This is a genomic window from Pseudomonas sp. GL93 (genome assembly GCF_003408955.1).
Lineage (GTDB): Bacteria > Pseudomonadota > Gammaproteobacteria > Pseudomonadales > Pseudomonadaceae > Aquipseudomonas > Aquipseudomonas paracarnis.
Genome location: NZ_NKRF01000002.1, coordinates 184,821 through 196,282 on the forward strand (window position 1 = coordinate 184,821; position 11,462 = coordinate 196,282).

Sequence of the window (11,462 nt, forward strand, 5' to 3'; positions counted from 1 at the left end):
CTACTCCTCAACCTTGACTTTTTCATTCAGCAGCGAATAGGTAGCACACCAAACAAACAACCAATAAAGCAAGTAGTTCACCGCATGGGCGATAGTAACTCCTTGCCACCCCCAGTGTTCGGTAAACACCCGGGTCAGCACCACAAAAAGAACCGAAAACAGTATTTCAGCAACCACAAACATCTTGAACATCGCCTTACCTAACATCAAGTAAGCCAATACCCAACCGCCGATTTTAAGGGTATCCCCAACCATCTGCCAAGCGAATAGCTCTCGCATAGGCAAAAAGTCCGAAGTAAACAAAACAGAGATTATAAAGTCTCGCAATAAATATATTAATAACCCGCAGCAGATTACCAAGGGTAAAATTATTTTATAGCCGTGGCTAATCTCCTTCTTTAGTGCATCACCACCCACCAACTCCGAAAGCTTCGGCAGGTAATAAAGACTCAGTGTTGTAGTCACCATCAGCAGATAGGCAGAACTCAGCCTCCACATCGCTTCCCAGTAACCCGCCATATCCCAGCCAAATTGATCTGCGAGATAATTACGAATAACAATATGGCTAATTGGAACACAAATAGCCGACGCCAACGCCATCAATGCAAACTTACTAAGATTTTTTGCAACCTGGCCATCTATCTGACCGAAGAGGTTTTTAAGCTCAAACCATTTTGTTCTATAGCAGATGAACAAGGTCACAAAAAAGGTAAGCGATTGATAAATAGCCAAGGCCACCAAGGCTCCATAGAGCCCCATATTCATTGCCATCAACGTCGTAATTACTAGCGCAAATAAACTTCCTGCGATATTAGCCACTACATAACGAGCTACCTCCTTTCGCCCATTCAGAATCGAAAGAAAATACGCATTCAATGTGAAGAACACTAGCGTAGCAGCGAACCATAAGAAGACCCCTTCAAACTCTGGATCCTTCAAAAAGTAGCTTGCCAATTCTTTATAAAAAAACGCGATAACTAATGATGCTAACAGCGAACCACCTAGGGTTATAGAGCCAGCAGTACGCCATACCTGATACTGCTTCGATTCTTCCTCATGGTACTCCGCAGTATATTTTGTGACGCCTGTATTAATTGCACCACTCGCAAACACGGTAATCATCTGTACTGCGTTTTGAAACTGACCAAGCGCCGCATATCCGGAAGGTCCAACATAAATTGCAAGAATTTTGTTGATCCCAAGTAGCGTCATCATCCTGACGATAACGGCAATTCCATTGAGAAAACTGGTACGAAGCAGCGTCATTATCAATCAACCACGTACGGAGAAACTATTGCAGGCCTGAGCAACGGCGAGCGCATCCTCAATAGACATCAAAGGGCTTATCGGCAGACTGAGAACTTCGCGATGAATAGTCTCTGTTAAAGGAAAGCTCTGATCATTCCAAGCCTTGTAGGCTAACTGTTTATGAGGCGGGATAGGATAGTGGATCAATGTTTGAATGCCGCTTTCTTTAAGATGCGCTTGCAGGGCATCCCGTTGCTCTGAACGGATCACAAATAGATGCCAGACGTGCCCCATAAACGTGAGGGCATTCTGATCCTGCGACAGAGGTAGAAGGATATTATCATTTTTGATATTTTTTAAATAAACATCAGCAATGACTCTTCTATTTTGTGTTTGCTCATCCAGCGTCTTGAGCTTAACACTCAGCATTGCCGCTTGAATTTCGTCAAGCCGACTATTAACACCCTGATGCACGTTCAGATATTTTTCGTGTGAGCCATAGTTACGTAAGGCATTCAACATCATCGACAACTCTTCACAACTGGTCGTCGTTGCTCCGCCATCACCCAATGCCCCTAAGTTCTTTCCAGGGTAAAAACTAAAACCAGAAGCATCCCCCCAATTGCCGGCCTTGCGTCCCTCAATACTCGCACCGTGGGCTTGAGCCGAGTCCTCAAGCACCAAAAGATTATGCTCCCGAGCGATCTTCATAATCTCTGGCATATCTGCCAGCTGACCATACAAATGCACGGGAAGGATTGCCCGCGTTCTATTGGTTATCGCAGAGCGAATATTCAGGGGGCATATATTGTATGTTTTTTCGTTCGGTTCAACTAAAACAGGCTTGAGACTATTTTCTGTAATCGCCAAGACACTGGCAATATAGGTATTGGCCGGAACGATAACTTCGTCCCCGTCCTGGAGTTTACCGAGTTCCTTCCAAGCACGAATAGTCAATGTCAAGGCATCAAGTCCATTGGCCAAACCAATGCAATGACGAGCACCGGTGTAATCAGAAAATTCTGACTCAAACCGCTCTAAAAGCCTTCCCTGAATATACCAGCCTGAATCTATCACCTCAGTGGCTGCCGCGATAAGCTCTTCACGATATTGAGCATTTAAGGACTTGAGATCAAGAAACGGAATCATTCGAATAACCCTAATATTATTACTTGGTTACGAGCCCCTAAAACCGCAAAACTCGTAAATTTATTCGTTCAACATGATGGGGAAGCAGTTTAAAGCTTCTTCACCGCTCGTTAAGCTAAAATACCAGGCAAACCACTTCACAGCGTTCGACAGCCTCAATGTTTTTAACCGTTGATGCTCGCCCAATGGGGCATTCCCAACTTATCTGGGACTCCAACATTCCAACATTGCTGGTATATGATTTTGTCCACGCTATCATTGGGTAGCAGCTTCCAAAAACGTTTCGTAATTTCGAATATAATCAGACTCATCAAAATGCTCACTAGCCAGCACAAGCAGAACACAATCTGGGCTGAAGTCATGCATCTCTCGCCACACCATACTCTCGATGAGCAATCCTTTAGTAGGGCAATCGAGCCATGTATCTTCACGAACATAGCCATTATCGATAACCATCCGGCATCGCCCTGCCACGCAGATAGCAACCTGTTTCAAATTCCGGTGCGCGTGAAATCCCCGACTTACATTCTCCGCCGTTCGATAGATGTAATACACCCGTTTGATTTCGAACGGAACAGCGCGGTCTGTTTCCAAGGCCACGAGGCTACCCCGCTCATCGCCGAGTATCTGAAAATCGACCCATCTAATTAGGCTCATTAGTTTTTCACCAAATCTGGTGAGAAAAATGGTGCTTCGCAGTCTTTTACGCTGACATTTAGCGATGGCATTTTTGGCCAAGCAATATCGATAGTCGGATCATTCCACCTGATCGCGGCCTCAGATTCTTTAGAGTAATAACCAGTAGTTTTGTAATGAAAATTGGTGTTATCTTCCAGCGCGATGAAGCCGTGAGCAAACCCTTCGGGGATCCAAAACATATACTTGTTAACGCTATTAAGCTCCACGCCTACCCATTGCCCATAAGTAGAAGACTCCGGTCGAATATCAACTGCCACATCAAAGGCTGCGCCCTGCGAAACTTGAACAAGTTTGCCTTGAGCATGCGGGGCTTTTTGATAATGAAGACCACGTAGTACGCCCTTTTTCGAGCATGAGTGGTTATCTTGCACAAACCGTTTTGGCAGGGCCAACTCCAGTGCCTTTAACTCAGAGTGAAAGCGCTTCTCATTAAAGCTCTCCATAAACCAGCCACGTTCATCTTCAAACACTGTCGGTTCAATAATGATCAGATCAGGAATGCTCGTTCTGATGACTTTCATTATTTAGAAACCTCTTCCAGAATTTTTTTAAGATATTGCCCATAACCGGTTTTCTTCAATTTCTCAGCCTGCTCGCCAAGAACCTCCTTGCTTACCCAACCATGAGCAAACGCAATTTCTTCCAAACACGCAACTTTCAGCCCTTGACGATGTTCAATGGTATGTACGAAATGGCTCGCCTCTAACAACGACTCATGAGTACCCGTATCCAGCCAAGCGAATCCTCTCCCCAACATCTCAACGGTCAAAGAACCATCTTCCAGATACGCACGATTGACATCTGTAATTTCCAACTCTCCTCGCGGTGAAGGCTTGATACTTTTCGCAATATCCACAACACGATTATCGTAGAAATACAGCCCTGTCACGGCGTAATTAGACTTTGGTTTGGCCGGTTTTTCTTCAATACTCAACGCACGTCCCGAGTTATCAAATTCAACAACACCGAAACGCTCAGGGTCAGACACGTGGTAACCGAACACCGTAGCACCTGATGACTGCGACATAGCCGAGAACAAATTTTCTGAAAAATGCTGGCCGTAGAAAATATTGTCACCAAGAATCAGACAGCAAGGACTGCCCGCCAAAAATTCTTCACCAATGATAAATGCCTGAGCGAGACCATCAGGACTCGGCTGCTCAGCGTAGGACAACTGAATCCCGTATTGGCTACCGTCACCCAGCAGCTTCTTGAAACTGGGCAAATCTTCAGGTGTAGAGATAATCAGAATTTCTCGCATCCCGGCGAGCATCAGCACAGACAACGGATAAAAAATCATCGGCTTGTCGAAGATAGGAAGCAACTGCTTCGACACACCCAACGTCAGAGGGTACAGGCGCGTACCCGAGCCACCCGCAAGAATGATACCTTTGCGCTTGATTGCCGTCATTTGTCTAACACTTCCTTTAGCATCCGAGTTACACCACTCTGCCATTCTGGCAGGTAGATTGGAAAAATCCTGCATATACTCTCGGTATTCAGTCTCGAATTCAATGGTCGACACGCTGGCGTCGGGTATTCCGAGGTAGCAATAGGCGTCACTGACTGCACCGCCAAATCCATCCCATAATCACGGCCAAAATCTATAACGAGCTTGGCGTATTCATACCAAGAGGTCGAGCCTGATGCCGCCAGATGATAGATACCAGACACCTCAGGTCTCTGGCACGCATGACGGATAGCTACGCTGGTAGCATCAGCGATCAGATCAGCTCCCGTAGGTGCTCCGACTTGATCGGCTATGACTCTGAGTTCCGCCCTGGTTTGGGCGAGTTTAAGCATTGTTTTGGCAAAATTATTTCCCCGCGCACCGTATACCCAGCTAGTGCGGAAAATCAGATGCTTGCACCCGGAGGTCAGAATAGCGTACTCGCCTGCTCGCTTCGTGGTGCCGTATACGTTGACCGGCGCTACCGTATCCGTTTCATACCACGCATCGCACCCGCTACCGTCAAACACGTAGTCGGTAGAATAGTGAACGAGTAAACCATCTAAACTTAACGCCTCCTCAGCCATGGCCTGCACCGCCGTAGCGTTCACTAAGGTCGCCACCTGCTCATCGGACTCAGCGCGATCTACGGCAGTGTAGGCGGCTGCATTAACGATAACATGGGGTGCCAATTTGCGAATGGTTTCACGAATGCCTTGGATATTCGTTAGGTCACCACACAAACCATTGGTGGAATGACGATCCAGCGCGATCACCTCGCCAATGGTGCTCAAAGCGCGTTGAAGCTCCCAACCGACCTGGCCGTTCTTGCCAAAAAGCAGAATCTTCATATCCAGCTCAGCGCTCCGAGTAATTTTGGTCAATCCATTGCTGATAATTGCCGCTTTTAACCTGCTCAACCCATGACTGATTATTTAGATACCACTCGACAGTCTTGCGAATACCTGATTCAAAGGTTTCTTCAGGCACCCACCCTAGGTCACGCTGCACCTTTCCGGCATCTATAGCATAACGGTAATCATGGCCCGGGCGGTCCTGAACGTATGTAATCAGCCGAGCATGAGGCCGGAATGGCGATTCTGGGCGGAGTTCATCAAGTAACAAGCACAATGCATGGACCACTTCGATATTTTTCTTTTCGTTGTGCCCACCGATGTTGTAGGTATCACCTACCCGCCCTTCAGTGACAACCTTGTGGAGCGCTCTAGCGTGATCTTCAACATATAACCAATCACGTATTTGATCGCCTTTTCCATAAATAGGAAGAGGCTTGCCTTCCAATGCATTCAGGATTACTAACGGGATTAGTTTTTCGGGAAAATGGTAAGGGCCGTAATTATTTGAACAGTTAGTGATGATCGTCGGCAGCCCGTAGGTGCGGCCCCAAGCACGAACCAGGTGATCTGAACTGGCTTTACTGGCCGAATAAGGAGAGCTGGGCTGATAGGGGGTCGTTTCCGTGAACATCTCGTCCAAGCCTTCGAGATCACCGTAAACCTCATCAGTAGAGATATGATGGAATCGAAACCTCTCGTGCTTCTGTACATCCAAGGAGTTCCAGTATTCACGAGCAGCTTCAAGCAGCACGTAAGTACCGACAATATTGGTCTGAATGAAATCCGAAGGACCACTAATCGACCGATCCACATGAGATTCGGCGGCCAAATGCATGACCATATCGGGAGCGTGCTTACGAAAAACACGATCCAACGCCGCACGATCACAGATATCCACCCGCTCAAACGCGTAGCGTTCGTGCTTCACTACAGACGCTAGGGATTCAAGGTTCCCTGCGTAGGTCAACTTATCCAAATTGACTACTGAGTCATTTGTATGCGCAATGATGTGACGAACCAACGCCGATCCTATAAACCCTGCTCCACCGGTAACTAATATTTTCACTATGTGATCCTGTTCTTTCGACGCAACCTAGCGCGCCTTTCGTAGTAGCTCGAGCCAACGTTAAAAACACGCACTTGATCGGCCATTCGGCTGGTAATAACGCAGAAAATATGTGAGACATACACGCCAATGGAGGTAGCGGCACTGATATCAAAATAGCGGCCATTTACCAACTAACACATCCCACAAAGACACCTCCACTGCCACACATCACAGGGAAAATCATGAGACGGTTATTCTATGCATTCGCTGTGCGGAGCCGTTGAGACGTACCAGCCAAAGTGCCAGCACGCCCCGCCCCTGTTTGAGGAGTTTGAGAGAAGGTGAGCTAAGGTTTCGCGCTCGCGAGATTCCGACAAAACCACAGTCACCCCTTAGCCCTAGCCATCCATACCCCACCCGCACACACTATATTTTATCCTTAGTCGTGTTCGGTACGCAGCTAGTTCAACCGACTTATAGATTGCACCTCGACCGCTTTATCGTTACGCTTTTTCGTAAATAGGTAACGTACCAAAGCTATAGACAAGCCAAGCATTAAACCTAAGATCGCACCGAGCAGAATGACCATGGCTTTCTTTGGCTTAACAGGACCGAGAGGCTCAAGAGCCTGCTTATCAATGGTAACTAACTTTAATCGGCTCATATCGACATTTAGATTTCGCAACCGTACCTCTTCTGCCCTTAAAGATTGCACACCACTCAGAAAGACATCTTCATTTTTACGTTCATTGAGTACCTCAATTTCACGATTGGTCTGTAGTAACTGCAACTCGCGTGCAATCTGCGCAATGCGACCCTCGGTAAAGTCATCTGACGTCCGCTTACGTAACGCTACGCGCTCCGCCTCCAACGCTTCAACCCCCATAAAGTAGAGAGGAATCTGCTGATTATTAATCTCAGTACGCATAACGCTGGAAGCAGTTCCAGGCCGCTCTCCTAATGAAGTCGGCGTTGTGGGCTTCTGAATATTTAACGACCGGGCAATACTGATGGCTTCATTTAACTGCGACATTCTGTCAGCTCGCAGCGTTCTCAACTGAGTTCGCAATGCTTTAATTTCATCTTGTAGTTGAGCACGCTTCAAAGTATCCGCTTCGCGCAATGTAGCGATTCTGGCTTCTTTATCAGCCTCATAACTGGCGCGCGCAGCTTTCAATTTACCTTCTAACTCATTAATTCTATTTTTTACAATAACAGTCATATCTGCAGCTATTTGTTCGCGCTCTGCTGCAATAGCATAGTCTACAAAACCATTAAGAATAGCGACGCCATCTATACCCTGATGATAGTTGAGATCAAGGCGTATATATGAACTTAACAAATCTGATTTATTAGCATCAGGAAGAGTCAGACTAATCGAATTACGGTTAAACTCTTCGAAGCTCTGCTCCAAGGTTCTACCCGGCCGCACAAACTCTTTGAAAAGCGTCTGATTTGCGCGAAAAAATCCCAATCGAGTCTCATATGATTCAAGGGCTGCGCCGACCTTGATCAGAGCCGCCGCAGGCGGAAGCTGGTACACCTCAGATCGGTTCAGCGAATCGAGTTCGTTAATCGCAGCAGGGCGTAGCACGCTGCTGACCTGATATTCAGGTTTTGCTAAAAAAGCATAAGCGACTGCAAGCAGAGTGACTGCTGTAGCGACGACGGCTATCAGCTTTTTCTGCGCGCCAACAGCTTGGAATAGCTCGACGAGATCGACTTCGTTAGACGGTGGTACTGGGGGGGCGCGGAAGCTACTACTCACAACAAAAACCTGCCTTCAAAGAGAAACTGCGGGCTCGTTATGCAGACAAAATTGCGTTTTTTTATTTTAATTGGTTGACCGCCAAAACCCAGCGTCTCTGCCAAATTTTGAGCGCACAAAATGCCTGTTATCGAGAACAGATTCCATTCTGCCATCTCTTTGGTATATTACAAGCCTTGACATGTATGTCAGACGATTCTGAGTTCCCCCAGAGAACGGTCGTAACCAGCGGGAATAGGTAGCTAGGCAGCTCAACGCGCTCGATATGATTAGATTTCTGACAAACGGTCGTCACCACCGCGCATCCCTATCACAACTGCAAGCTAAGACTAAACCCTAAACCCCCGCCTTACCCCGACGCCTACGCACAACCACCCCCAACACCGGCCCAATCACCATCCCCACAATCAAAGCCACCACCACAAACACCGCCACCGGCATCTGCGCAGTACTCCACCCCAGGAACGACAGCGCCACGCCCTGCTGGTTCTCCAGCACAAACGCCAAAACCACCAACGCCGCCAGCACTGCAATCAATACCGCAACAACGCGCTTAACCCCACGCATACCCTTCTCCTTCCCCAAAAACACTCAGACGCCTTCTTCCTCTTCTTCGTTCACCCGATCGCGCAATTCCTTGCCCGGTTTGAAGTGGGGAACGAATTTGCCGTCGAGGCTGACGGATTGGCCGGTTTTTGGGTTGCGGCCTACGCGCGGTGCGCGGTAGTGCAGGGAGAAGCTGCCGAAGCCGCGGATTTCGATGCGATCTCCGGTGGCCAGGCATTGGGACATTTGCTCAAGCATGGTCTTGATAGCCAGCTCCACATCCTTGGATGAGAGCAGCCCTTGATGGGTGACAATTCGTTCGATCAACTCCGACTTCGTCATATTTTTCCCTTCTTTTTCAAGCAGCTAGGAAAAGCGCTCCGAAGGTTTTAGCATGAGTTGATGAATTTGAACAGCCCATGTGTCAACTTATCTGAGGCTGAATAAACACGCTCAGCGAGCAGCCAACGCCTTACTTACAGATCACCAACATGGTCCGCGTCACCGCGCCAGCAGGGTTCCAGCCGAACAGGTAGTCGCCCTCTTCGTCCTCTGCATCGCTGGAGCGGGTAATGACCTTGTAGCCCTGCATCTTGCACTCACGGGCGGCGCGCTTCTCGCACTTTTCCCACTTGTTGCCCAGGCCAGAGCAGTCGACCTCTATACCGCTGACGCCACGCTTGGCGTGGGTCTTGGCGCTGGTGGAGGAGCAGCCTGCAAGCATCAGCAGGGCGAGTATTACGATAATTCTGTTCATTCAACCCCTTATTGAGTCAGCAACGCGAAATAGCCGTTTTTAAGACTATAGTCAGTTCTGACATTGGGCTGAATGCCTTGGTTCGATGCAGTTGCTTCATCAAATTTCAGGCACAAAAAAGGGCGACCGAAGTCGCCCTTTTTCTACAGCTTTACAGAACTTAGTTCTGCTTAGCCATTGCCTGGCGCAGCAGTGCCGCCATGGTGGTGTCAGCAGCAGCTTCCGGAGCAGCTTCTTTCAAGCTCTGGATAGCTTCTTTCTCTTCCACTTCGTCTTTCGACTTGATGGAGAGCTGAATCACGCGGCTCTTGCGGTCAACGCTGATGATCTTGGCTTCTACTTCCTGGCCTTCTTTCAGAACGTTGCGCGCGTCTTCAACGCGGTCACGGCTGATTTCGGAGGCTTTCAGAGTCGCTTCGATATCGTCGGCCAGAACGATGATGGCGCCTTTGGCGTCAACTTCTTTCACAGTGCCTTTAACGATGGCGCCTTTGTCGTTCTCTTGAACGTACTCGGAGAACGGATCGCTTTCCAGTTGCTTGATGCCCAGGGAGATGCGCTCGCGCTCTGGGTCAACCGACAGGATAACGGTGTCCAGCTCGTCGCCCTTCTTGAAACGACGAACAGCTTCTTCGCCAACTTCGTTCCAGGAGATGTCGGACAGGTGAACCAGGCCGTCGATGCCGCCGTCCAGACCAATGAAGATACCGAAATCGGTGATCGACTTGATGGTGCCGGAGATTTTATCGCCCTTGTTGAACTGGCCAGAGAAATCTTCCCATGGGTTAGATTTGCACTGCTTGATGCCCAGGGAGATACGACGACGCTCTTCGTCGATGTCCAGAACCATAACTTCCACTTCGTCGCCGACTTGTACGACTTTCGAAGGGTGGATGTTCTTGTTGGTCCAGTCCATTTCGGAAACGTGCACCAGGCCTTCCACGCCTTCTTCCAGCTCTGCGAAGCAGCCGTAGTCGGTCAGGTTGGTAACACGCGCGGTCACGCGGGTGCTTTCTGGGTAACGAGCTTTGATAGCAACCCATGGATCTTCGCCCAGCTGCTTCAAGCCCAGGGAAACGCGGTTACGCTCACGATCGTACTTCAGAACCTTGACATCGATCTCGTCGCCAACGTTGACGATTTCGGAAGGATGCTTGATACGCTTCCAAGCCATGTCGGTAATGTGCAGCAGGCCATCGACGCCACCCAGATCGACGAATGCGCCGTAATCGGTGAGGTTCTTGACGATACCTTTGACTTGTTGGCCTTCCTGCAGGGATTCCAGCAGAGCTTCACGCTCGGCGGAGTTCTCTGCTTCCAGCACGCTGCGACGGGAAACGACAACGTTGTTGCGCTTCTGGTCGAGCTTGATGACTTTGAATTCGAGTTCTTTGCCTTCCAGGTGCGTGGTGTCGCGCACTGGACGAACGTCGACCAAAGAACCTGGCAGGAACGCACGGATGCCGTTAACGTCGACAGTGAAGCCGCCTTTAACCTTACCGTTGATAACGCCCTTGACCACTTCTTCAGCTGCGAAGGCTGCTTCGAGAACAATCCAGCATTCAGCGCGCTTGGCTTTTTCACGGGACAGCTTGGTTTCACCGAAACCGTCTTCAACCGAGTCCAGAGCAACGTGAACTTCGTCACCGACATTGATAGTCAGGTCACCAGCATCGTTGTAGAACTGTTCCAGCGGGATCAGAGCTTCAGACTTCAGACCAGCGTGAACGGTTACCCAGCGAGCTTGGTAATCGATATCAACGATAACACCGGTGATGATGGAGCCTGCCTGAAGGTTCAGGGTTTTTAGGCTTTCTTCAAAGAGTTCCGCAAAGCTTTCGCTCATTTTAATTCCTGTTGATAAGGGCGAAGAATACGCCCATCTCCACACCCCAGACGGTGTGGGTCAGTTTCAGTTAAAAGAAGCCACCGCAGGACTA

Annotated in this window: 12 protein-coding genes; all 12 read right to left on the reverse strand. The window is 48.8% G+C overall.

The genetic code is table 11. The annotated features are described in order from the left end of the window. On the reverse strand, positions 1–1,266 hold the full coding sequence (locus CER19_RS00950) for an O-antigen translocase (protein WP_116665057.1): 1,266 nt from the start codon (positions 1,264–1,266) through the stop codon (positions 1–3). Positions 1,267–1,272: 6 nt separating this feature from the next. Beyond that, entirely contained in the window at positions 1,273–2,397 is a 1,125-nt protein-coding gene (locus CER19_RS00955; RefSeq protein WP_116665058.1) for a DegT/DnrJ/EryC1/StrS aminotransferase family protein, read from the reverse strand. A 255-nt stretch (positions 2,398–2,652) separates the two neighbouring features. Then, on the reverse strand, positions 2,653–3,054 hold the full coding sequence (locus tag CER19_RS00960) for an FdtA/QdtA family cupin domain-containing protein (RefSeq protein WP_116665059.1): 402 nt from the start codon (positions 3,052–3,054) through the stop codon (positions 2,653–2,655). After that, the gene (rfbC, locus tag CER19_RS00965; RefSeq protein WP_116665060.1) at positions 3,054–3,617 is read right to left on the reverse strand and encodes a dTDP-4-dehydrorhamnose 3,5-epimerase; all 564 of its coding nucleotides are present in this window, start codon (positions 3,615–3,617) and stop codon (positions 3,054–3,056) included. Before rfbC ends, CER19_RS00960 begins: the two co-directional genes overlap by 1 nt. Then, positions 3,617–4,507, reverse strand: coding sequence for a glucose-1-phosphate thymidylyltransferase RfbA (gene rfbA, locus CER19_RS00970; protein WP_116665061.1), 891 nt, complete (start codon positions 4,505–4,507; stop codon positions 3,617–3,619). Before rfbA ends, rfbC begins: the two co-directional genes overlap by 1 nt. After that, positions 4,504–5,397 carry a dTDP-4-dehydrorhamnose reductase gene (rfbD, locus tag CER19_RS00975; protein WP_116665062.1) on the reverse strand — a complete coding sequence of 298 codons (894 nt, stop codon included), beginning with the start codon at positions 5,395–5,397 and terminating at the stop codon, positions 4,504–4,506. The genes rfbA and rfbD overlap by 4 nt, the downstream gene beginning before the upstream one ends. A 7-nt stretch (positions 5,398–5,404) precedes the next feature. After that, on the reverse strand, positions 5,405–6,469 hold the full coding sequence (gene rfbB / locus CER19_RS00980; RefSeq protein ID WP_116665063.1) for a dTDP-glucose 4,6-dehydratase: 1,065 nt from the start codon (positions 6,467–6,469) through the stop codon (positions 5,405–5,407). Positions 6,470–6,911: 442 nt separating this feature from the next. Continuing rightward, on the reverse strand, positions 6,912–8,219 hold the full coding sequence (locus CER19_RS00985) for a Wzz/FepE/Etk N-terminal domain-containing protein (protein WP_116665064.1): 1,308 nt from the start codon (positions 8,217–8,219) through the stop codon (positions 6,912–6,914). Between the two features lie 336 nt (positions 8,220–8,555). Further along, a complete protein-coding gene (locus CER19_RS00990; protein ID WP_116665065.1) occupies positions 8,556–8,786 on the reverse strand; it encodes a lipopolysaccharide assembly protein LapA domain-containing protein in 231 nt (76 codons plus the stop codon). 24 nt (positions 8,787–8,810) lie between these two features. Next, complete coding sequence (gene ihfB / locus CER19_RS00995; protein WP_003189779.1) at positions 8,811–9,107, reverse strand: integration host factor subunit beta; 297 nt, start codon at positions 9,105–9,107, stop codon at positions 8,811–8,813. A gap of 130 nt (positions 9,108–9,237) precedes the next feature. Then, entirely contained in the window at positions 9,238–9,522 is a 285-nt protein-coding gene (locus CER19_RS01000; protein ID WP_116665066.1) for a hypothetical protein, read from the reverse strand. 160 nt (positions 9,523–9,682) lie between these two features. Further along, a complete protein-coding gene (gene rpsA / locus CER19_RS01005) occupies positions 9,683–11,368 on the reverse strand; it encodes a 30S ribosomal protein S1 (RefSeq protein ID WP_003189774.1) in 1,686 nt (561 codons plus the stop codon). Positions 11,369–11,462: the final 94 nt, after the last annotated feature.

Coding starts and splice junctions, on each gene's coding strand:
- ihfB (WP_003189779.1), bottom strand. CDS start 9,107: ATGACGAAGTCGGAGTTGATCGAACGAATTGTCACCCATCAAGGGCTG.
- CER19_RS00950 (WP_116665057.1), bottom strand. CDS start 1,266: ATGACGCTGCTTCGTACCAGTTTTCTCAATGGAATTGCCGTTATCGTC.
- rfbA (WP_116665061.1), bottom strand. CDS start 4,507: ATGACGGCAATCAAGCGCAAAGGTATCATTCTTGCGGGTGGCTCGGGT.
- CER19_RS00990 (WP_116665065.1), bottom strand. CDS start 8,786: ATGCGTGGGGTTAAGCGCGTTGTTGCGGTATTGATTGCAGTGCTGGCG.
- CER19_RS00955 (WP_116665058.1), bottom strand. CDS start 2,397: ATGATTCCGTTTCTTGATCTCAAGTCCTTAAATGCTCAATATCGTGAA.
- CER19_RS00960 (WP_116665059.1), bottom strand. CDS start 3,054: ATGAGCCTAATTAGATGGGTCGATTTTCAGATACTCGGCGATGAGCGG.
- rpsA (WP_003189774.1), bottom strand. CDS start 11,368: ATGAGCGAAAGCTTTGCGGAACTCTTTGAAGAAAGCCTAAAAACCCTG.
- CER19_RS01000 (WP_116665066.1), bottom strand. CDS start 9,522: ATGAACAGAATTATCGTAATACTCGCCCTGCTGATGCTTGCAGGCTGC.
- rfbC (WP_116665060.1), bottom strand. CDS start 3,617: ATGAAAGTCATCAGAACGAGCATTCCTGATCTGATCATTATTGAACCG.
- rfbD (WP_116665062.1), bottom strand. CDS start 5,397: ATGAAGATTCTGCTTTTTGGCAAGAACGGCCAGGTCGGTTGGGAGCTT.